Raw genomic sequence first — 20596 nt, 5'->3', positions numbered from 1 at the left:
CCTCAGCCATACACGGCGCGGGGCGAACCTCAGCCCTTCGCCGACTTCTTCTCCTCGGCGTCCTGAATAACCGCCTCAGCAACCTGCTGCATCGACAGACGCCGATCCATCGACGTCTTCTGAATCCACCGGAACGCCGCCGGCTCCGACAGGCCGTACTCCGTCTGCAACACCGACTTCGCCCGGTCCACCAGCTTCCGCGTCTCCAGCCGCTGCGTCAGATCCGCGACCTCGTTCTCCAGCGTCCGCAGCTCCTGGAACCGCGACACCGCCATCTCGATGGCAGGAACGACATCACTCTTGCTGAACGGCTTCACCAGATACGCCATCGCACCCGCGTCCCGCGCCCGCTCCACCAGATCGCGCTGCGAGAACGCCGTCAGCATCAGCACCGGAGCGATCGACTCCTCCGCGATCTTCTCCGCCGCCGAGATGCCGTCCATCTTCGGCATCTTCACGTCGAGGATCACCAGATCGGGCTTGTGCTCACGAGCCAGCTCGACCGCCTGCTCACCGTCACCGGCCTCACCGACGACGGAGTAGCCCTCTTCCTCGAGCATCTCTTTGAGGTCGAGGCGGATCAGAGCCTCGTCCTCGGCGATGACGACACGGGTCGTCAGCGGCGGGACGTGCGACTTGTCGTCGTCGGACGCGTCTACGGGCTGGGGCGACTCGGGGGCGGTCACGATAGCTCCTAGTTCAGGGCAGGGGTACTGCTCCCAAGAGCGTACCTAGCTGCGGTAAGGTGGTGGCACAGCGGGTGACCGCTGACCTTCGTTTCGAAGGGGCCCCGGTAGCCCAGCGGTAGAGGCCATGGATTCAAAACCCATACAGCGTCGGTTCGAATCCGACTCGGGGCACTTTTCCTTGGATTGCAAGGTTGCCACATAAGGCGGATGCACACGTTCTCGTGAACATCCGCTTTTTGCTGCGTGGCGCAGCGGCGAGTCGCACAGAGTGGCCGCATGTACGGCATGAGTACACGCAAGCGAGCACTGGCTCTGGTCGCCCAGGGGCGCAGCCTGAACTCGGTGAGCAAGGAGACCGGGGTCTCCCGGGCCGCAATCCGCTCCTGGCAGGTCGACATCGAACCGCGCAAGCGCTCGGGTCTTCCCTGCCCCAGATGCGCCGACACCCCAGGACCGCCAGAAAACCAAGCGGCGTACTCCTACCTGTTGGGCCTCTATCTGGGCGATGGCTGCCTCAACGAACACCGGCGGGGCGTCCACTTCCTCCGCATCTTCATGGCCAATGCCTGGCCGGGTCTTATCGACGCCTGCGAAGCGGCCATGCGATCCGTCCGCCCGGACAACAGTGTGTGTCGCGTCAAGAAGCAGGGCTGCGTCGCAGTCACCACCTCCAGCAAACACTGGCCCTGCCTCTTCCCCCAGCACGGCCCCGGCAAGAAGCACGACCGGAAGATCGTGCTCGAACCCTGGCAGCAGGAGATAGTCGACGCTCATCCGTGGGAGTTCATCCGCGGGCTCATCCATTCCGATGGATGCCGGATCATCAATTGGACCGAGAAGGTCATCGCCGGCGAGCTCAAGCGCTACGAATATCCCCGGTACTTCTTCACCAACCTGTCGGGCGACATCATCACGCTCTTCACCGACACCCTGGACAGAGTGGGTGTTGATTGGCGGCAGGGGAACCATCGCAACATCTCCGTCGCCCGCAAAGCCTCAGTCGCCCTCATGGACACCCACATAGGCCCCAAATACTGACCCCTACTTCGGGCTGTCGTCCTCGCCGATGTGGTGGACGCGGACCAGGTTGGTGGAGCCGGAGACTCCGGGCGGGGAGCCGGCTGTGATGACGACGATGTCGCCCTTCCGGCAGCGGCCGTACTGGAGGAGGAGTTCGTCGACCTGGTCGACCATCGCGTCGGTGGAGTCGACGTGGGGGCCGAGGAAGGTCTCCACGCCCCAGGTGAGGTTGAGCTGGGAGCGGGTGGACGGGGTCGGGGTGAAGGCCAGGAGCGGGATGGGTGAGCGGTAGCGGGAGAGGCGGCGGACCGTGTCGCCGGACTGGGTGAAGGCCACCAGGAACTTCGCGCCGAGGAAGTCGCCCATTTCGGCTGCGGCGCGGGCGACGGCTCCGCCTTGGGTGCGGGGTTTGTTGCGGTCGGTGAGGGGCGGGAGCCCCTTGGCGAGGATGTCTTCCTCGGCCGCTTCGATGATGCGGCCCATGGTGCGGACCGTTTCGACGGGGTATTTGCCGACGCTGGTCTCGCCGGAGAGCATGACGGCGTCGGTGCCGTCGATGACGGCGTTGGCGACGTCGCTCGCCTCGGCGCGGGTGGGGCGCGAGTTGTCGATCATCGAGTCGAGCATCTGGGTCGCGACGATGACCGGCTTGGCGTTGCGCTTGGCGAGTTTGATGGCGCGCTTTTGGACGATGGGGACTTGTTCGAGTGGCATTTCGACGCCGAGGTCGCCGCGGGCGACCATGATTCCGTCGAAGGCGGCGACGATGTCGTCGATGTTGTCGACGGCCTGGGGCTTTTCGACCTTGGCGATGACGGGGAGGCGGCGGTCTTCCTCTTCCATGATGCGGTGGACGTCTTGGATGTCGCGTCCGCTGCGGACGAAGGAGAGGGCGATGACGTCGGCGCCGGTGCGCAGGGCCCAGCGGAGGTCTTCCTGGTCCTTGTCGCTGAGTGCGGGGACGGAGACGGCTACGCCGGGGAGGTTGAGGCCTTTGTGGTCGGAGACCATGCCGCCTTCGATGACGATGGTGTGGACGCGGGGGCCGTCGACACCGGTGACTTCGAGGGTGACTTTTCCGTCGTCGACGAGGATGCGTTCGCCGGTGGTGACGTCGGTGGCGAGGCCGTCGTAGGTGGTGCCGCAGGTGTGGCGGTCGCCTTGGATGTCGGGTTCGACGGTGATGGTGAATTCGTCGCCGCGTTCAAGGAGTACGGGGCCTTCGCGGAAGCGTCCGAGTCTGATCTTCGGGCCTTGAAGGTCGGCGAGGATTCCGACGCTGCGGCCGGTTTCGTCGGAGGCCTTTCGGACGTGGTGGTAGCGCTCCTCGTGTTCGGCGTAGGTGCCGTGGCTGAGGTTGAAGCGGGCTACGTCCATTCCGGCTTCGACGAGTGCCTTGATCTGCTCGTACGAGTCGGTGGCTGGGCCCAGGGTGCAGACGATCTTTGCTCGGCGCATGGTTCGAGCCTAGGGCTTACCGGTGGGTAGGGAATTGGTTGTGCGTGACTACCCAACCACCTTTGGATGAAGGGTTATTGACAAGTGTTGAATTGTGCATGGGGGTGCTCCGATGAGCATGTATTTCGGTTCCGTCGTTCGGGGGCGGGGCTTTTACAGCTCGGGCGGGTGCATGGTGAATCGGGCGTTGACGTTGGCGTAGACGGTTTGGCGCTGGGGTTCGAGGTCGAGGGGTGCGGGGGTGTCGTCGGGGCCGCCGGAGTAGGCGGCCATGCGCATGTGGGGGGCGCCGGGGACGGGTCCGTAGCGGTCGGGGTCCTCGGCTCCGGTGTCGGCGAGTTCGATGAGGGCGGCGAGGCGGGTGCCGAGGGCTTCGGCGTATTCGCGGGCGCGTTGGACTGCTTCGCGGACTGCTTGTTGGCGGGCGGTGCGGTGGACGGGTGAGTCGGGGCGCAGGGACCACCAGGGGCCGTCGATGCGGGTGAGGTCCTGGTCGGCGAGGCGAGTAGTGAGTTCGCCGAGTGCGGTGAAGTCGGTGAGTTCGGCGGTGATGAGGACCCGGCCGTGGTAAGCGCGGATGCGTTCGGTGCGGCCGTGGCGGGTGAGTTCGGGGGTGATGGAGAAGGCGCCGGTCTCGAGTTTTTCGATGGCTTCTCCGTAGCTTTTGATGAGGTCGAGGGTGGCGGTGTTGCGGCGGGTGAGGTCGGTGAGGGCTTCGCGGCGGTCGGTGCCGCGGGCGCTGACGGTGATGCCGATGCGGGCGAGGTCGGGGTCGGTTTCGATGCGGGCTTCGCCGCGGACGGCGATGCGGGGGGCTTGGGGGGTGCCGTAGGGGGTGGGTTGTCCGTCGGGGGTCGTTTCGTGGGGGGTCATGGGGGTCACTTTGGCAGCAGCGCGTCGGACAGTCATCGGATTGAAACCTCGTGGGTCTGTTGCGTGTTGGGTTGAGGGGCCAGAATCTACGCGCGTCGCAACTGTCGATGAGTGGTGCCGGAGGGGATCTGAGATGCCGTTGAATCGCCGGAAGTTTCTGGGCAAGTCCGCTGCTACGGGGGCGGCCGTGGCGTTGACCGGGGCGGTGTCGGCGCCGGCCGCGCAGGCGCACGGGGGGCGGTCGAGGGGGCAGAAGCGGTACTCGTTCACCGTCATGGGGACGACGGACCTGCATGGTCATGTCTTCAACTGGGACTACTTCAAGAACGCGGAGTACGCGGATCCGGCGGGTAACGCGATGGGGCTGTCGCGGATCTCGACGCTGGTGGAGGAGATCCGTGCGGAGCGGGGTCGGCACAACACGCTGCTGATCGACGCGGGTGACACGATCCAGGGGACGCCGCTGACGTACTACTTCGCGAAGGTGGATCCGATCACCGCGAAGGGTGGTCCGGTGCATCCGATGGCGCAGGCGATGAATTCGATCGGCTATGACGCGGTGGCGCTGGGGAACCACGAGTTCAACTACGGGATCGAGACGCTGCGTAAGTTCGAGTCGCAGTGTGACTTCCCGTTGCTGGGTGCGAATGCCGTGGACGCGAAGACGGAGAAGCCGGCGTTCCCCCCGTATTTCATGAAGCGGCTGCGCACGCCGCACGGCAGGGACGTGAAGGTGGCGGTGCTCGGGCTGACGAATCCGGGGATCGCGATCTGGGACAAGGCGTATGTGCAGGGGAAGTTGAAGTTCCCCGGTCTTGAGGAGCAGGCCGCGAAGTGGGTGCCGAAGCTGCGGTCGATGGGTGCGGACGTGGTGATCGTGTCGGCGCATTCGGGGGCTTCGGGTACGTCGTCGTACGGCGATCAGGTTCCGTATGTGGAGAACGCGGCGGCGAATGTGGCGCGGCTGGTGCCGGGGATCGACGCGATTCTCGTAGGGCATGCGCATGTGGAGATTCCGCAGCAGCTGGTGACGAACGAGAAGACGGGCAAGGCGGTCGTGCTGTCGGAGCCGCTGTGTTTCGCGGAGCGGCTGACGCTGTTCGACTTCGATCTGGTGTGGGAGAAGGGGCGTTGGTCGGTCGAGTCCGTCAAGGCGTCGCTGCGTGACTCCAGGACGGTGGCGGACGATCCGAAGATCACGAAGCTGCTGCAGGACGAGCATGCCGCGGTGGTGAAGTACGTGAATCAGGTGGTGGGCCGGGCGACGGTGGAGCTGACGACGGTCGACGCTCGGTACAAGGACGCGCCGATCATCGACCTGATCAACGCGGTGCAGGCGGATGTGGTGAAGAAGGCGCTGGCGTCGACGGAGTACGCGTCGCTGCCGGTCCTTTCGCAGGCTTCGCCATTCTCGCGTACGTCGTCGATTCCGGCGGGCGAGGTGACGATCCGGGATCTGTCGGGTCTGTACGTGTACGACAACACGCTGGTCGCGAAGCTGATGACGGGTGCGCAGGTGCGGGCGTACCTGGAGTTCTCGGCGGAGTATTTCGTGCAGACGGCGGCGGGCGCGGTCGTGGACGTGGACAAGCTGACGAACGCGAACAACCGTCCGGACTACAACTACGACTATGTGTCGGGGCTTTCTTACGACATCGACGTCGCGCAGGCGGCGGGTTCGCGGATCAAGAACCTGACGTATCAGGGTGCGGCGCTGGACGACGCGCAGAAGTTCGTGTTCGCGGTGAACAACTACCGGGCGAACGGTGGTGGGGCGTTCCCGCATGTGGCGTCGGCGCAGGAGCTGTGGTCGGAGTCGACGGAGATCCGTACGCGGATCGCCGAGTGGGTGACCGCGAAGGGCACCCTGGACCCGGCGGAGTTCGCTTCGGTGGACTGGCGGCTGACGCGGGACGGTACGCCTGTGTTCTAGGGCGTCTTGTTCGGACCCTAGTTCTTGAGCTCGACGAGATGTGATGTGCCGCGTTCTCCGGACCGGGTCCGGGGGGCGCGGTTTTCGTTGGGGGTGAGGCCGAAGGTGGTGAAGGCGGTGCGCTGCGGGAGGGGGTAGGGGTCTTTGCCCGTGAGGGTGTTGAGGATGGTGGCGCTGCGCCAGGCGGCGAGGCCGAGGTCGGGGGCGCCGACTCCGTGGCTGTGGCGTTCGGCGTTCTGTACGTAGATGTTGCTGCCGGTGTCGGTGACGGTGGGGTCGAGGACGAGGCGGAACTGTTCGTCGATGCGGGGGCGTTCGGCGTTGTCGCGGCTCAGGTGGGGGTCCATGCCGGTGAGGATCTGGTCGAGGGGGCGTTCGCGGTAGCCGGTGGCGAGGACGACGGCGTCGGTGGTGAGGCGGGAGCGGGTGTTCTGCCGGCGGTGTTCGAGGTGGAGTTCGACTTTGGTGGTGGCGACGCGGCCGGCGGTGCGGACGAAGACGCCGGGGGTGAGGGTGGCGTCGGGCCAGCCGCCGTGGAGGGTGCGCTGGTAGAGCTCGTCGTGGATGGCGGCGATGGTTTCGGCGTCGATGCCTTTGTGGAGCTGCCATTGGGCGGGGACGAGTCCGTCGCGTACGTCTTCGGGGAGGTGGTGGAAGTAGCGGGTGTAGTCGGGGGTGAAGTGTTCGAGGCCGAGCTTGGAGTACTCCATGGGGGCGAAGGCTTCGCTGCGGGCGAGCCAGTGGAGTTTTTCGCGGCCTTGGGGGCGGTTCTTGAGGAGGTCGAGGAAGATCTCGGCGCCGGACTGGCCTGATCCGATGACGGTGATGTGGTCGGCGGTGAGGAGTTCGGTGCGGTGGGTGAGGTAGTCGGCGGAGTGGATGACGGGGACGGTGGGGGCTTCGGCGAGGGGGCGCAGCGGTTCGGGGATGTAGGGGGCGGTGCCGATGCCGAGAACGACGTTCTTGGTGTAGGTGCGGCCGAGTGCTTCGGCTTCGCCTTCGGTGTCGAGTTGGGTGAAGTCGACTTCGAAGAGGCGGCGTTCGGGGTTCCAGCGGACGGTGTCGACCTGGTGGCCGAAGTGGAGTCCGGGGAGGTTTTCGCTGACCCAGCGGCAGTAGGCGTCGTATTCGGCGCGCTGGATGTGGAAGCGCTCGGCGAAGTAGAAGGGGAAGAGGCGTTCACGGGTTTTGAGGTAGTTGAGGAAGGTCCAGTGGCTTGCGGGGTCGGCGAGGGTGACGAGGTCGGCGAGGAAGGGGACTTGGAGGGTGGCGCCGTCGATGAGGAGGCCGGGGTGCCAGTGGAAGGCGGGGCGTTGTTCGTAGAAGGCGGTGTCGAGTTCGGTGAGGGGGTGGGCTAGGGCGGCGAGGGAGAGGTTGAAGGGGCCGATGCCGATGCCGACGAGGTCGCGGGGTGCTTCGGGGTGCGGGGGCCTGGGGGTGGGGGCGGTGGTCATCGGGCTGTGTTTCCTTCCACCAGTTTCAGCAGCTGGGCCAGGTCGCCCGGCTGGGTGTGCGGGTTGAGCAGGGTGGCTTTGAGCCAGAGCCGGCCGTCCATGCGGGCGCGGCCGAGTACGGCGCGGCCTTGGGTGAGGAGGGTGCGGCGGATGTGGGCGATGCGCTCGTCGGGGGCGCCGTGGGGGCGGAAGAGGACGGTGCTGAGGGTGGGGGTGTCATAGAGGTCGAAGCCGGGGTGGGCGTGGATGGTGGCGGCGAACTCCCGGGCCTGGTCGCAGACTTGGTCGACGAGGGTGCCGAGTCCGGTGCGGCCGAGGGCTTTGAGGGTGACGGCAATTTTGAGGATGTCGGGGCGTCGGGTGGTGCGCAGGGAGCGGCCGAGGAGGTCGGGCAGGCCGGCTTCGGTGTCGTCGTCGGCGTTGAGGTAGTCGGCGTGGTGGGTGAGGGGGGTGAGGTCGGCGGGGTCGCGTACGGCGAGGAGGCCGGCGGCGACGGGTTGCCAGCCGAGTTTGTGGAGGTCGAGGGTGACGGTGGCGGCGCGTTCGAGGCCGGTGAGCTGGGTGCGGCGGGTGGGGCTGAAGAGGAGCCCGGCGCCGTAGGAGGCGTCGATGTGGAGGCGGGCGCCGTGGTGTTCGCAGACGTCGGCGATCTCCGGGAGGGGGTCGATGAGGCCCGCGTCGGTGGTTCCGGCGGTGGCGGCGACGAGTTTGGGTCCGGGCAGGTCGGTGAGGGCTTCGTCGAGCGCTGCGGGGTCGAGGGTGCCGGTGGGGGCGGGCACGGTGACGGGGTCGGGGAGGCCGAGGAGCCAGGCGGCGCGGGGCAGGGAGTGGTGGGCGCCTGCGCCGGTGATGAGCTGGAGGGGGCCCTCTGAGGCGTGGCTTTCGCGGGCGAGGAGGAGGGCGAGCTGGTTGGCTTCGGTGCCGCCGGTGGTGACCAGTGCCTGCGGGTGGCCGGGCCGACCGGGCCTGTCCGACCGGCCGGACCGACCTGACTGACCGGACCGACCTGACTGACCGGGCTGACCTGTGTCGCCGTAGACCTCGTGGGCGAGTGCGTCGGTGACGAGGGTTTCGAGGGCGGACGCGGCGGGGGCCTGGTCCCAGGAGTCCATGGAGGGGTTGAGGGCGGACGCGGCGAGGTCGGCGGCGGCCGCGAGGGCGAGGGGTGGGCAGTGGAGGTGGGCCGCGCACAGGGGGTCGGCGGGGTCGGCGGCGCCTTCGGCGAGGGCCTGTACGAGGGTGCGCAGCGCGGTGTCGGGGCCGGTGCCGTGGTGGGGCAGGGGGTCGCCGGTGAGGTCGCGCAGGCGGGTGGTGACGGTGTGGGGGCCGCCGGCGGGGAGGGGGCCGCCTCGGGCGATGGCTCCGTCGTGGAGTGCGTCGAGGACGGTGTCGAGCAACGGCCGCAGGGCTTGTGAGCCTTGGGTGCCTCCGGCGAGGGGCGGCGGGTTGCTCATGGCGGTGTCCTTCGGGTGTGCGGGTGGGGCCTCCAGCCTGTCTGCGGTGGCGGTGGCGTGCCCGGTGATCACAACGATCGGAACCCGAAAGTGGTACTGCCGTACGGGGATTGGGTGGGGGCGGGGTGGTTGGTGGTACGGGGTCCGGTGCGGCCGGACCCCGTACCTGCCGGGCCCCTAGGACGCGGCGGTGGCTGTCCTGATCTTCAAGGCGCGGGCGAGGTCGTCGAGTTGGTCGGCGAGCCGGCGGCGCAGGGCGGGGATGGGGTCGTCGTCCGCGATGCAGCTTTCGCCGAGGGTGAGGGTGTGGGTGTCGATGGCGTGGGCGGGGAAGGCGTGGCGTCCTGCGGCGTCGGCGATGGCGGGGCCGCGGCGGTGGGCGACGGCCACGGCGTCGGGGAAGTAGCGGGCGACATAGGGGTGCAGGAGGTCGCTCTGTTCGGGCTGCCAGAAGCCCTGGGCGGTGGCGGTGAAGAGGTAGTTGGAGAGTTCGTCGGTGGTGAACATGGCGTCCCAGGCGGCGCGTTTGGCCTCGGGGTCGGGCAGGGCGGCGCGGCAGTGGGCGGCGCCCTGCCGGCCGGTGGCGCTGGGGTCCTGGGTGAGTTCGGCCTCGATGACCGCGTCGTCGACGGCGCCGAGTACGCAGAGGCGGCCGAGGATGCGCCAGCGCAGTTCGGGGTCGAGTTCGGGGCCGCCGGGGACGCTGCCGCTGTCGTACCAGTCGCGGATGGTGTCGGCGTGGGCGGCGCTGTCGATGAGGGTGCGCACGGCGGTGAGGCGCAGGCCCGGGTTGCTGCCGTCCTCGGTGCGGCGGATGAGGTCGGTGCACAGGTCGGTGAGGAGGGCGAGGGCGTCGGGGCGTTCGGTGGGGGTGGTGTAGCGGTCGGCGATCTGGGTGCGCGCGAAGGCGAGGACGCCCTGGACGTTGGCGAGTTCGCGTTCGCCGGGGAGGTGGGCGCGGGCGGCTTCGAGGTAGGTGAGGGGTTCGAGTTCGCCGTCGCGGACCATGTCGCGCAGGCAGTTCCACAGGACGGCGCGGGTGAGGGGGTCGGGGACGCGGGAGAGGGCGCGCAGGGCGGCTTCCTCGGAGTGGGGGTCGAGGCGGATCTTGGCGTAGGTGAGGTCCTGGTCGTTGGGCACGACGAGGGCGGGGCGGGGGCCGGGGAGGCTGTGTTCGCCGTCGGCAGGGATGGCTGGGATGGCTGGGATATCGATGTCCCTCAGTTCGCGGCGGACGAGGGTGGTGCCGTCGATGAGGTCGCGGTCGTAGACGCCGACGGTGACGCGGTGGGGGCGGCTGCCGTCGCGGGTGAGGGTGAGTGCCGTCTGTCCGGGGTGTTCGGTGACGGTGGCGGTGAGGGTGTCGACGCCGGTGGTGCGCAGCCAGGTGTCGGCCCAGGCGTGGACGTCGCGGTCGGTGTGGTGGGCGAGGGAGGCGATGAAGTCGGTGAGGGTGGCGTTGGCGAACTTGTGGCGCCGGAAGTGGGTGTTGATGCCGGCGAGGAAGTCCTTCTCGCCGAGCCAGGCGACGAGTTGGCGCAGTGCGGAGGCGCCCTTGGCGTAGGAGATGCCGTCGAAGTTGAGCAGGGCGGACGCGGTGTCGGGGACGGCCTCGGCGTCGGGGGCGACGGGGTGGGTGGAGGGGCGCTGGTCGGCGTCGTATCCCCAGGCCTTGCGGGCCACTCCGAAGTCGACCCAGGTGCCGGTGAAGCGGGTTGCTTCGGTGAGGGTCTGGTAGCCCATGTACTCGGCGAAGGACTCGTTGAGCCAGATGTCGTCCCACCATTGGAGGGTGACGAGGTCGCCGAACCACATGTGGGCCATCTCGTGGGCGATGACCATGGCGCGGGTCTGGCGTTCGGTGTCGGTGACGGCGGAGCGGTGGATGAACTCGTCGCGGAAGGTGACGAGTCCGGGGTTCTCCATGGCGCCGGCGTTGAATTCGGGGACGAACGCCTGGTCGTAGGAGTCGAAGGGGTAGGGCTCCTCGAACTTCTCGTGGTAGCGGTCGTAGCAGGCGCGGGTGATGTCGAGGATCTCCTCGGCGTCTGCGTCGAGGTAGGGGGCCAGGGAGCGGCGGCAGTGGATGCCGAAGGGCAGTCCGCGGTGTTCGGTGCGCACGGAGTGCCAGGGGCCCGCGGCGACGGCGACGAGGTAGGTGGACAGGAGGGGGGTGGTGGCCGCCCGCCATTTTCCGTCGCCGAGGTGTTCGGTGACGCCGTTGGCGAGGACGGTCCAGCCGTCGGGGGCGGTGACGGTGAGGTCGAAGACGGCCTTGAGGTCGGGCTGGTCGAAGGCGGCGAAGACGCGCTGGACGTCTTCCATGAACAGCTGCGTGTAGGCGTACGTCTCGCCGTCGGTGGGGTCGGTGAAGCGGTGCATGCCTTCGCCGGTGTGCGAGTAGGCCATGGCGGCTTCGACGCGCAGTTCGTGGGGGCCGGGGGTGAGGCCGGTGAGGGGGAGCCGGTTGTCGTCGAGTGCGGCGGGGTCCAGGGGGTGTCCGTCGAGGGTGACGGATCGCAGGTCGGCGGGCCTGACCTCGACGAAGGTGTCTCCGGCCGCGCGGGTGGTGAAGCCGATGACGGTGGTGGAGTCGAAGGTGTCGGCTCCGCGGGTGAGATCGAGGCCGATCGTGTACCGCTGGACGTCGATGAGCTGGGCTCGGGTCTGCGCTTCGTCGCGCGTCAGTACGGACATGGGGACATGCTGCCTGATGGGCGCGGGGCGGGACAGGGGCCGCCCGCCGCGCCGGGGGGTGGGGCTGTGGGCCTCGTATCAGGTGGTGGCTGTCCTCGTGACGCCCGCCTCGTCGGCGATCTGCTCGTGGTGGCGGATCACTTCGCTGATGATGAAGTTGAGGAGCTTCTCGGCGAAGGCGGGGTCGAGTTTGGCGCTCTCGGCGAGCTGGCGCAGGCGGGTGATCTGGTTGGCTTCGCGGGCGGGGTCGGCCGGGGGCAGGGCGTGTTCGGCCTTGAGGTGGCCGACCTGCTGGGTGCATTTGAAGCGTTCGGCGAGCATGTGGACGACGGCGGCGTCGATGTTGTCGATGCTGTCGCGCAGGCGGGCGAGTTCGGCGCGGACGGCGGGGTCCACGGCGTCGCGGGCGTTGCTGTTGGTCATGGGAGGAAACCCTACGTGGCGCGGGGGCGCTCGATCGTGGCGCCCGGGGAGCGCAGCATCGGGGGGTCGTCGGGGTCGGGGACGGTGTTCGACCAGCCGCCGGGGACGGTGCGGCCCTGTTGTTCGCGGAAGCGGACGGGTGCGGTGCCGACGCGGCGGGTGAACAGGCGGGAGAAGTAGGCGGGGTCGTCGTAGCCGACGCGGCGGGCGACGGCGGCGACGGGGAGTTCGGTGGCGGCGAGGAGTTCCTTGGCGCGGCCGAGGCGGATGCCGAGGAGGTAGTCCTTGGGGCTGCAGCCCGCGCCGCGGCGGACGGCGGTGCGCAGTTCGGCGGGGGTCATGCCGTGGCGGGCGGCGTGTTCGGCGACGGACAGGGGCTGGAAGGCGTCGCGGGCGAGGGACTGGAGGACGGGGTCGCCGTCGGGGGCCATGTCGGCGCGGGCGCGGCGCAGGGCGACGAGGAGTTCGTGGACGGCGGCGGCGGTCTCGACCTCGAGGAGGGGGTTGCCGCGGCGGGCGGCGCGGGCGATGCGGCCGACGGCTGTGCGGGCGTGGGCGGCGTCGGAGAGGGGGACGACGGGGCGCTCGGGTTCTATGTAGCCGAGTTCGGTGTAGGTGGTGGTGGCGGGGCCGGTGAAGTCGACGAAGCATTCGTCCCAGCCGGTGTCGAGGTCGGGCCCGTAGTGGTGGGGGATGCCGGGGGTGACCCAGATGAGGGCGGGTGCGGTGACGGTGGTGCGGCGGCCGTCGGGGGCCTGGTACCAGCCGCGTCCGGCGGTGATGACGACGGCGACGTGGTGGTCAAGGGTGCGGGGGCCGACGGTGGGCAGGGCGCCGTACTGGAGGCCGACGCCGAGGCAGACGAGGCCGAGGCGGTGGTGGGCCGGGCTGGGGGTGAAATACCGCATCCAGGTGTGGTACATCCGCTTGCGTCCCTTCCTGGGCGGGTGTGGTGCCGGTGGTGCGCGCGTTGCGTCCAAACAGGGCTGATCTTTGTCCATGGACCCTGCTGCCCGCCAGAGGTGATCGTGGCGGGCAGTAAGAGCCTGTCTTTGCACTGCGTGCCAGACGCCCCGCGCCCGCCCGGAGTGCGAAGACAGGCTCTCGGTGAACGAGAGGGACATGATGGCCGGGTTCAGAGTGGGCGAGGACGACTTCGAGGTCGACGGGCGGCCGGTGCGGCTCCTGTCGGGGGCGCTGCACTACTTCCGGGTGCACGAGGAGCAGTGGGGGCATCGTCTGGCCATGCTGCGGGCGATGGGCCTGAACTGTGTGGAGACGTACGTCCCGTGGAATCTGCACGAGCCGCGCCCCGGCGAGCTGCGTGACGTGGGGGCTCTGGGCCGGTTCCTGGACGCGGTGCGTGAGGCGGGGCTGTGGGCGATCGTGCGTCCGGGGCCCTATATCTGTGCCGAGTGGGAGAACGGCGGGCTGCCGCACTGGCTGACGGGTCCGCTGGGCTCGCGGGTGCGGACCAGGGACGGGGAGTTCCTGGCGGCGGTGGACCGCTGGTTCGCGGCGCTGCTCCCCCAGGTCGTGGAGCGGCAGTGCGACCGGGGCGGCCCGGTGATCATGGTGCAGGTGGAGAACGAGTACGGCTCGTACGGCTCGGACCAGGTGTATCTGGCCCATCTCGCGGACGGTCTGCGCGGGCTCGGGGTGACGGCGGCGCTGTTCACGTCGGACGGTCCGGACGACCACATGCTGACGGGCGGCTCGGTGCCGGGTGTCCTCGCGACGGCGAACTTCGGGTCGAACGCGCGGAAGGGTTTCGAGACGCTGCGCCGGCACCGGCCCAAGGGTCCGCTGATGTGCATGGAGTTCTGGTGCGGCTGGTTCGACCACTGGGGCGCGGACCATGTCGTGCGGGGCGCGGAGGAGGCGGCGGCGGCTCTGCGGGAGATCCTGGAGTGCGGGGCGTCGGTCAATCTGTACATGGCGCACGGCGGGACGAGTTTCGGGGGCTGGGCGGGGGCGAACCGGGCGGGTCAGTTGCACGAGGGGCGGCTTCAGCCCGATGTGACGTCGTACGACTACGACGCGCCGGTCGACGAACACGGGCGGCCGACGGAGAAGTTCTGGCGCTTCCGTGAGGTGTTCGCCAAGTACGCGGACGGGCCGCTGCCGGACGTGCCCGAGCAGCCGGCGGCGCTGGCCGACGCGGTGACTGCGGAGCTGACGTCGTACGTGCCGCTGGACGCGGTCCTGGACGGGCTCGGTGCGGCGGAGGGCGAGTACGCGGTGCCGCCGACCTTCGAGGAGCTCGATGTGGACCGGGGTCTGGTCCGCTACGGCGTGGACGTCCCGGGGCCGCGCAGGGCGTATCCGCTGCGGGCGGCGGGGCTGCGGGACCGTGCCGTGGTGTACGTGGACGGGGTGCGGGCCGGGGTGCTCACGGAGGACGAGCCGGTCCTTGCGGAGCCTGTCGCGGGGCCCGCCCGTGTCGAGCTGTGGGTGGAGTCGCTCGGCCGGGTCAACTACGGGCCGCGCACGGGTGAGTCGAAGGGCGTCACGGGCGGGGTGCTGCACGAGCGGCAGTATCTGCACGGGGTGCGGGCGCGGGCGCTGCGCCTGGACGCGTTCGACGACGCGGACGCGGTGCGTGGCCTTGCGCCGGTGGACGGCGGTGCGGGGGCCGCGGGCCTGTACCGCGGCGCGTTCGAGGTGAGCGGCGCGGGGGACGCGGAGCTCGAACTGCCGGGCTGGACACGGGGGTTCGTGTGGGTGAACGGCTTCAACCTGGGCCGTTACTGGTCGGTGGGGCCGCAGCACTCGCTGTACGTTCCGGGTCCCGTGCTGCGCGAGGGCCGTAACGAGGTGTGGGTGCTGGAGACGGAGGCGGCGGGTGAGCCGCGTGTGACGTTGTCGTAGGCGCCGCCGGGCAGACGTACGGGGCCGGTTCCGGATCACGGAACCGGCCCCTCTCTACGCGCGACGGGGTGCGGGCCGCTCTCCGTGGGAGCCGGCGGGCACGGTCCACGCTGCGCTCATGGTGGGGCGCGGTGATCACGATGCTGCGGGCGGGGCCTGCGGGCCCATGGACAAAAGGGGGAGAGGTCTTGGACTAATCGCGCCCGGTGGGCCTGTCGGATCCCGCCGTACAGTGGAGTTCCGGTGTCCGGGCGGTGGAGCCCGGCGGCCCCAGGGGGTGCGGGCGTGGCGAACGGCGGACCGGTGGAGCACGGCTTTCCGCATCTGGAGATGGTGCGGGCCGCGGTGACCGCGCTGTACAAGAGGCTCTCGTACGACACCGTGCACACGTTCGAGACGAGCGTCGCCCCGGTCGACGTGGCGTTCTGCGATCAGGACGACCTGTATCTGGGGGCGCAGCGGGTGGCGCGTGAGCTGGTGCGGCACTACCGGCTGCCGGATGCGCGGATGATCGTCAGTTTCCGCGAGATGACGCATGCGGCGAGTGTCGAGCTGGCGGCGGGTCCGGAGTACTTCATCGAGCTGAACGACCGGTTCCGTACGCACCGGCGGGACATCGGGGCGGCTCTCGCTCACGAGGTCATGCACGTCTATCTGCACCGGCTCGGTCTCGCGTTCCCGGGGACGCGGGACAACGAGATCCTCACGGACACGGCCACCACCTATCTGGGGGCGGGCTGGCTGCTGCTCGACGCGTACCGGGAGGACGCGGCGTCGTCGCAGAAGCTCGGCTATCTCACGCCGGAGGAGTTCGGCTACGTGCTGGCCAAGCGGTCGCTCGCGTTCGGTGAGGCGCCGGAGACGTGGTTCACCAGTGCGCAGGCCTACACCGCGTACACGAAGGGGCTGGCGCGGGCGCGGGCCGACGAGCAGCGGCCGCCGCTGACGGCGGCCGGGTGGGCGGGGCGGCGGCGGTACGCGAAGGACCGGCGTGAGGCGCGGGAGAGCGGGGTGGGCACGCCGGCGCCGGGCGGTGCGTACGCGTTCTCGACGGAGGGGTCCGCGCTGCGGGTGACGTTTCCGTGTCCGACGTGCCATCAGCGGATCAGGGTGCCGGTGCGGGGCCGGGTACGGGCGCGGTGCGCACTGTGCCACACCATGATGGACTGCGACACATAGCCTCAAAACGCTTTGCGTTCACCCCGGGTGAGGGGGATGGTCGACAAATGGACGAAGAGCAGAAGGCAGGCGCGAGTGGCCTGTTCGACGCGGTGTACGGCGGTGACGAGGACGCGGTGGTGCGGGCCCTGCGCGCGGGCGTCGCGGCGGACGAGCCGGACGACGAGGGCCGTACGGCGCTCTATCTGGCGTCGGTGAGCGACGAGCCGGGCATCGTACGGCTGCTGTTGTCGGCCGGGGCGGACCCGGACCGGCTGAGCAGTGGCACGGATCTGCCGTTGTGCGGGGCGGCGTGCGGCGGGCACACGGAGGTCGTGCGGGCGCTGCTCGCGGCGGACGCGCGGGTCGATCTGCGCGAGGAGTTCGGGTTCACGGCGATGGCGTGGGCGCTCCAGCGCGGGCACGAGCGGGTGGTGCGGGCGCTGCTCGACGGCGGCGCGGATCCGCAGTTGCCGGGTCCCGGTGGCGGTCTTCCGCTGGTCGCGGCGGCCCGGCGCGGGTCCACGGGGTGTGTGCGTGCGCTGCTCGAACACGGCGCGCAGGGGCGGACCGAGGCGCTTGCGGAGGCGCTGGCATGGTGCGGTGCGGATGTGGCGGCGGTGCTGCGTACGGGACTTGAGCAGCCGCAGAGCGAGGCGGTGACGCAGCGGTTCGTGGAGGACGGCGGGGTGACCGTGGTCGTGGAGCTGCTCGACGAGGAGGGGCGGCCGCGGTCGGGCAACGACATGCAGACGGGGCACGCGGCGATCGCCACGCTCCTGGAGGCGGACCTGGGTGTCGTCACACCGGCCGCCGAGCTGGCGGAGCGTGCGCTGCGCCGCGCCGACCCGGACGACGACGACTGGACCGAGGCGGTGGCCGTACTCCAAGCACGTGGCGACGAGGAGACGTTCCTCGCGGCGGCCGCGTGGTGTGCGAGCGGTGAGGCGCCGCGGCGGGCCTTCGGGGCGGACGTGCTCGGGCAGTTGGGGCCGCGGGGCCGGTACACGGCCAGGTCGCTCCCGCTGCTGCGTGCCCTGGCCCGCACGGCCCGCGACACCGCCGGTCCGCGCTCGGCCGTCGTCGCGCTCGGCCATCTCGGGGATCCGGCGGCGCTGCCGGAGATCCTGCTCCACGTGCGGCATCCGGAGCCGCGGGTGCGCCGCGCGGTGGCGCTCGCCCTGACGGGTCTCGTGCCGGCCGGTCACGGCGAGGGCGTCGCGGCGCTGGTCGCGCTGACCCGCGACGCGGACGGCGATGTGCGCAACTGGGCCGCGGCGGCGCTCGCCGCGGCCCCTGCGGACACGGCTCAGGTGCGCGACGCGCTGGCCGCGCTCCTCGAAGACCCGGTCCCGGACGCCGCGGCGGAGGCGGCCCGCGGCCTGGCGCTGCGCCACGATCCGCGGGCCGTCGAGGCGCTCGCGCGGATCCTCGCCTGCCAGGCGCCCGGCGGGTACGCGCACGACACGGCGCGGGACGCGATCCGCCATGTCTCCGACGCGCGGGTCAGGGCCCGTCTGGGCTGGACGGTCCCGCGATGTCGTTGACGGCTGCCCAGCTGAACGCCATGGCGGGCCCGATCGTGGCGCCGGGCCCTGGGTACGTCTCCCCCATGACGGCCGCCGAGCAGTTCCCGGAGGCGTAGAGCCCGGCGACGGGTGTGCCGTCCTCGCGCAGGACGCGGGCGTCCGCGTCCGTGACGAGGCCGCCCTTGGTGCCGATGTCGCCGGGGTGGACGGGGACAGCGTAGAAGGGGCCCTTGTCGAGGGGCGCGAGGTTGGGGTTCTGGAGGGTCGGGTCGCCGTAGTAGCGGTCGTAGACGCTGTCGCCGCGCGCGAAGTCCTCGTCTTTTCCGGTGGCGGCGAAGCCGTTGAACTTCCTTATGGTGGACGGGAGTTGGGGTGTCCCGATGATCCGGGCCAGTTCCTCCACGGTGGCGGCCTCCTTCAGGAAGCCGCTCTCGCGCCACCGCTTCGGGAAGGCCTGGCCGGGGAAGAGGCCCGCGAAGATGTAGCGGGCCTTGGAGCGGGCGTCGAGGATCAGCCAGGACGGGACGGTCGTCGCGTCGGGGCGGTCGGCGGCGTACATGCGGTCCACGAACTCGTGGTACGGCGCCGCCTCGTTGGCGTACCTCTCCCCCGCCTCGTTCACGATCACCATGCCGGGGATGCCCCGGTCGGCGACGAGGAAGAACGGCTTCTCGCCCGGCGGGCACAGGGAGGGGGCGCCCCACACCTTGTCGAGGAGGTCGGTGGCGGCGCCGAGTTCCTCGCCCAGGCGCAGGGCGTCGCCGACCTGCCCCTCGGAGGAGTGGGTCCACGCGGTGGACGTCGGCTGCGGCAGGTGCTTGTCGCGCAGGGCCTGGTCGTGGGAGAAGCCGCCGGAGGCGAGGACGACGCCGCCGCGGGCCCGTACGACGTGTTCGGTGCCGTCGCGCAGGACGCGGACGCCGGTGACGCGGTCGCCCTCCACGACGAGCCCGGTCAGCGGCGCCGACAGCCAAAGGTCTCCGCCGAGCCGCTCCAGGGAGAGCCGCATCCTCGCGATGAGCGCCTCACCGAGCGAGAGCAGCTTGCGCCCGCGCAGCGCCGCGCCCACGGCCCGCGCCCCCACCCGCAGCGACCTGCGCTTGCCGGCCCAGGTGCGGGCGACCATGTTGAGGAATCGGAAGTCGTACGACGTCATGGTCAGCCCGTATGTGGGCAGCCCCGCCCGGCGCAGGTCCCGGGCGAGCGGGCCGAGTTCCTTGAGGTCGACGACGCACGGCTCGGCCGAGCGGCCCTGCGCCATGCCGCCGAGCGCCTCCGGGAAGTAGTCGGAGTAGCCGGGCGTGTACATGAAGCGGACGGCGGTGCGGTCGTGGAACTCGCGCACCATGCGCGGCCCGTGCCGCAGATAGGCGTCCTTGCGGTCGCCCGGCACGCGGTCGCCGACGGTCGCGTCGAGGTAGGCGCGGGCCTTCTCGTACGTGTCGCCGAGGCCGGCCGCGTCGAGGTGGAAGTTGCCCGGTACCCAGATCGCGCCGCCGGACAGGGCGGTGGAGCCGCCGTAGTGGTCGGTCTTCTCGACGATCAGGGCGGTCAGGCCGCGCAGGCGGGCGGTGATCGCGGCGGCGAACCCGGCGGCGCCGGACCCGACGACCACCACGTCGTAGCCGATCTCGGCGTCACTCATGCGAACTCCCCGGTGGCGTAGGCGCTGCGGAAGTAGAGGAGGGGTCTGCCGCCGTCGCGTGCGGTCAGGCCGAGGACGCGGGCGGTGACGATCCAGTGGTCACCGGCCTCGTGGACGGCGTAGAGCTCGCAGTCGACGGTGGCGAGGGCGCCGGCCACGCGGACCGCGCCGCCTGGGGCCGGCTCCCACTGCACGTCGCGGAACTTGTCGGGGCCGCTGCGGCCGACGGCTGCGCACACGGCGCGCTGGTCGTCTGCGAGGATCGAGACGCCGAACCGGCCCGCGCGCCGCACCTTGGGCCAGCTCGTCGACGACTTGGCGACGCACAGCAGCACGAGCGGCGGTTCGAGGGAGAGCGAGGCGAAGGACTGGCAGGCGAGGCCCACCGGTTCGCCCGTGTCCTCGTCGAGGGCGGCGACGACCGTGACGCCGGACGCGAAGTGGCCCAGGACGTCGCGGAACGCTTCCGGGGTCAGCCGTTCCACCGGTGGCCCCAGAAGCTGTCGGAGGTGATCTCCTTCGTCACCCAGGTCGCTTTGTCGACGATGAGACCGTCCCAGCCGTACTCGACCTGGAAGCCGCCGGGGGCCTGCGCGTAGAACGACACCATGTGGTCGTTGGAGTGCCGGCCGAGGGTGGAGGCGATCGGGATGCCCGCCGCGTTCATGCGGTCCAGGCAGAAGCCGACGTCGTCGAGGCGCTCCAGCTCGACCATGAAGTGCACGATGCCGGGAGGCAGTTCACCCGGGTACAGGCCGAGGCTGTGGTGGCGGGCGTTGGGGCTGAGGAAGTTCATCCAGTAGAAGTCCTGGCCCGGCTTCCCCGTGGGCACGGCGACGGGCGGCAGCTTCATGCGGTCGCGGAGCTGGAAGCCGAGGAGGTTCTCGTAGAAGTCGAGGGTGGCTTCCATGTCGGGGGCCGGCATGACGACGTGGCCGAGGCCGAGGTGGTCGCCGGTGACGAAGCGGTTGCCGTAGGGCGCGGCGAGCGGCGTGTGGTCCTGGGCCTGGCCCCAGTAGATCTCCAGGGGGTTGCCGGCCGGGTCCTCGCAGTGGATGAGGCCCTGTACGCGGCGGTCGGCGAGGGTGGCGTCGTCGGCGTGCTTGACGGCGACTCCGGCCGCTTCGAGTTCGGCGGCGGCCTCGGCGAGCGCTCGCGCGTTCGCGACCTCGAAGCCGGCGGACAGAAGGCGGTCGTGTTCACCCGCCACGAAGGACAGGCGGCGGATTCGGTCGTCGATCCGGGCGTGCAGAACGGTGTCCGTCGAGTCGGCGCCCTCGGTCATCCCGAGGATGTCGATGACGTAGGTGCGCCACTCGGCGAGCTTCGCGGTCTCGATGCGGAGGAAGCCCAGAGAGCGGATGTCCATGGCTGCGGGCCTTTCGGTGGCTG

At 70.2% G+C, this 20596-nt stretch carries 16 protein-coding genes and 1 tRNA gene; 6 read left to right on the top strand and 11 right to left on the bottom strand.

Annotation, left to right across the window (positions count from 1 at the left end; translation table 11 throughout):
• Nucleotides 1-29: 29 nt before the first annotated feature.
• On the bottom strand, nt 30-686 hold the full coding sequence (locus tag OG456_RS27310; RefSeq protein ID WP_266565445.1) for an ANTAR domain-containing response regulator: 657 nt from the start codon (nt 684-686) through the stop codon (nt 30-32).
• A 101-nt stretch (nt 687-787) separates the two neighbouring features.
• On the opposite strand from OG456_RS27310, the gene OG456_RS27305 reads away from it, so the two are divergent.
• Together OG456_RS27305 and OG456_RS27300 are read left to right on the top strand one after the other, a co-directional pair.
• Nucleotides 788-860: transfer RNA gene (locus tag OG456_RS27305), tRNA-Leu, on the top strand.
• Between the two features lie 105 nt (nt 861-965).
• Nucleotides 966-1727: a transcriptional regulator gene (locus tag OG456_RS27300; protein WP_266565443.1), complete on the top strand. Its 762-nt coding sequence runs from the start codon at nt 966-968 to the stop codon at nt 1725-1727.
• Nucleotides 1728-1730: 3 nt separating this feature from the next.
• On the opposite strand, the gene pyk is transcribed toward OG456_RS27300, so the two are convergent.
• Both pyk and OG456_RS27290 read right to left on the bottom strand, forming a co-directional pair.
• Entirely contained in the window at nt 1731-3167 is a 1437-nt protein-coding gene (gene pyk, locus OG456_RS27295; protein ID WP_266565441.1) for a pyruvate kinase, read from the bottom strand.
• Nucleotides 3168-3320: 153 nt separating this feature from the next.
• Nucleotides 3321-4040, bottom strand: a complete 720-nt coding sequence (locus OG456_RS27290) for an SIMPL domain-containing protein (protein WP_266565439.1) — start codon at nt 4038-4040, stop codon at nt 3321-3323.
• Nucleotides 4041-4173: 133 nt separating this feature from the next.
• Here OG456_RS27290 and OG456_RS27285 point away from each other — a divergent pair, with 133 nt between their 5' ends.
• Entirely contained in the window at nt 4174-5973 is a 1800-nt protein-coding gene (locus OG456_RS27285) for a bifunctional UDP-sugar hydrolase/5'-nucleotidase (protein WP_266569448.1), read from the top strand.
• A 17-nt stretch (nt 5974-5990) separates the two neighbouring features.
• Here OG456_RS27285 and OG456_RS27280 read toward each other — a convergent pair whose 3' ends face one another.
• The 5 genes from OG456_RS27280 to OG456_RS27260 all read right to left on the bottom strand — a co-directional run bounded on the left by OG456_RS27280 (nt 5991) and on the right by OG456_RS27260 (nt 12924).
• Nucleotides 5991-7427: a lysine N(6)-hydroxylase/L-ornithine N(5)-oxygenase family protein gene (locus OG456_RS27280; protein ID WP_266565437.1), complete on the bottom strand. Its 1437-nt coding sequence runs from the start codon at nt 7425-7427 to the stop codon at nt 5991-5993.
• Complete coding sequence (locus OG456_RS27275; RefSeq protein WP_266565435.1) at nt 7424-8881, bottom strand: aminotransferase class V-fold PLP-dependent enzyme; 1458 nt, start codon at nt 8879-8881, stop codon at nt 7424-7426. The genes OG456_RS27280 and OG456_RS27275 overlap by 4 nt, the downstream gene beginning before the upstream one ends.
• A gap of 177 nt (nt 8882-9058) precedes the next feature.
• Nucleotides 9059-11578 (bottom strand): aminopeptidase N, encoded by a 2520-nt coding sequence (gene pepN, locus OG456_RS27270; protein ID WP_266565433.1) that lies wholly within the window; start codon nt 11576-11578, stop codon nt 9059-9061.
• A gap of 78 nt (nt 11579-11656) precedes the next feature.
• On the bottom strand, nt 11657-12001 hold the full coding sequence (locus tag OG456_RS27265) for a chorismate mutase (protein ID WP_266565431.1): 345 nt from the start codon (nt 11999-12001) through the stop codon (nt 11657-11659).
• A gap of 11 nt (nt 12002-12012) precedes the next feature.
• Nucleotides 12013-12924, bottom strand: coding sequence for an AraC family transcriptional regulator (locus OG456_RS27260; protein ID WP_266565429.1), 912 nt, complete (start codon nt 12922-12924; stop codon nt 12013-12015).
• Between the two features lie 202 nt (nt 12925-13126).
• Between OG456_RS27260 and OG456_RS27255 the strand changes: the two genes are divergently transcribed.
• From OG456_RS27255 to OG456_RS27245, 3 genes are all read left to right on the top strand, one after another.
• Nucleotides 13127-14872 (top strand): beta-galactosidase, encoded by a 1746-nt coding sequence (locus OG456_RS27255; RefSeq protein WP_266569447.1) that lies wholly within the window; start codon nt 13127-13129, stop codon nt 14870-14872.
• A 285-nt stretch (nt 14873-15157) separates the two neighbouring features.
• On the top strand, nt 15158-16051 hold the full coding sequence (locus OG456_RS27250) for a hypothetical protein (protein WP_266565427.1): 894 nt from the start codon (nt 15158-15160) through the stop codon (nt 16049-16051).
• A 47-nt stretch (nt 16052-16098) separates the two neighbouring features.
• Entirely contained in the window at nt 16099-17577 is a 1479-nt protein-coding gene (locus OG456_RS27245; protein WP_266565425.1) for an ankyrin repeat domain-containing protein, read from the top strand.
• Here OG456_RS27245 and OG456_RS27240 read toward each other — a convergent pair.
• The 3 genes from OG456_RS27240 to OG456_RS27230 are packed head-to-tail and all read right to left on the bottom strand — an operon-like array spanning nt 17537 to nt 20573.
• Nucleotides 17537-19204, bottom strand: a complete 1668-nt coding sequence (locus OG456_RS27240; protein WP_266565423.1) for an FAD-dependent oxidoreductase — start codon at nt 19202-19204, stop codon at nt 17537-17539. The genes OG456_RS27245 and OG456_RS27240 overlap by 41 nt on opposite strands.
• Nucleotides 19201-19689 (bottom strand): flavin reductase family protein, encoded by a 489-nt coding sequence (locus OG456_RS27235; RefSeq protein WP_266565416.1) that lies wholly within the window; start codon nt 19687-19689, stop codon nt 19201-19203. The genes OG456_RS27240 and OG456_RS27235 overlap by 4 nt, the downstream gene beginning before the upstream one ends.
• Nucleotides 19677-20573: a VOC family protein gene (locus tag OG456_RS27230; RefSeq protein WP_266565414.1), complete on the bottom strand. Its 897-nt coding sequence runs from the start codon at nt 20571-20573 to the stop codon at nt 19677-19679. Before OG456_RS27230 ends, OG456_RS27235 begins: the two co-directional genes overlap by 13 nt.
• Between the last annotated feature and the right edge of the window lie 23 nt (nt 20574-20596).

It is taken from the genome of Streptomyces sp. NBC_01446 (assembly GCF_026340095.1).
GTDB lineage: Bacteria > Actinomycetota > Actinomycetes > Streptomycetales > Streptomycetaceae > Streptomyces > Streptomyces aureus.
Note: the sequence above shows the minus strand (reverse complement) of the source record. Positions and strands in the feature narration are given on the sequence as shown.

Coding starts and splice junctions, on each gene's coding strand:
- OG456_RS27260 (WP_266565429.1), bottom strand. CDS start 12,924: ATGTACCACACCTGGATGCGGTATTTCACCCCCAGCCCGGCCCACCAC.
- OG456_RS27285 (WP_266569448.1), top strand. CDS start 4,174: ATGCCGTTGAATCGCCGGAAGTTTCTGGGCAAGTCCGCTGCTACGGGG.
- OG456_RS27265 (WP_266565431.1), bottom strand. CDS start 12,001: ATGACCAACAGCAACGCCCGCGACGCCGTGGACCCCGCCGTCCGCGCC.
- pepN (WP_266565433.1), bottom strand. CDS start 11,578: ATGTCCGTACTGACGCGCGACGAAGCGCAGACCCGAGCCCAGCTCATC.
- pyk (WP_266565441.1), bottom strand. CDS start 3,167: ATGCGCCGAGCAAAGATCGTCTGCACCCTGGGCCCAGCCACCGACTCG.
- OG456_RS27255 (WP_266569447.1), top strand. CDS start 13,127: ATGGCCGGGTTCAGAGTGGGCGAGGACGACTTCGAGGTCGACGGGCGG.
- OG456_RS27230 (WP_266565414.1), bottom strand. CDS start 20,573: ATGGACATCCGCTCTCTGGGCTTCCTCCGCATCGAGACCGCGAAGCTC.
- OG456_RS27245 (WP_266565425.1), top strand. CDS start 16,099: ATGGACGAAGAGCAGAAGGCAGGCGCGAGTGGCCTGTTCGACGCGGTG.
- OG456_RS27240 (WP_266565423.1), bottom strand. CDS start 19,204: ATGAGTGACGCCGAGATCGGCTACGACGTGGTGGTCGTCGGGTCCGGC.
- OG456_RS27275 (WP_266565435.1), bottom strand. CDS start 8,881: ATGAGCAACCCGCCGCCCCTCGCCGGAGGCACCCAAGGCTCACAAGCC.
- OG456_RS27290 (WP_266565439.1), bottom strand. CDS start 4,040: ATGACCCCCCACGAAACGACCCCCGACGGACAACCCACCCCCTACGGC.
- OG456_RS27300 (WP_266565443.1), top strand. CDS start 966: ATGTACGGCATGAGTACACGCAAGCGAGCACTGGCTCTGGTCGCCCAG.
- OG456_RS27280 (WP_266565437.1), bottom strand. CDS start 7,427: ATGACCACCGCCCCCACCCCCAGGCCCCCGCACCCCGAAGCACCCCGC.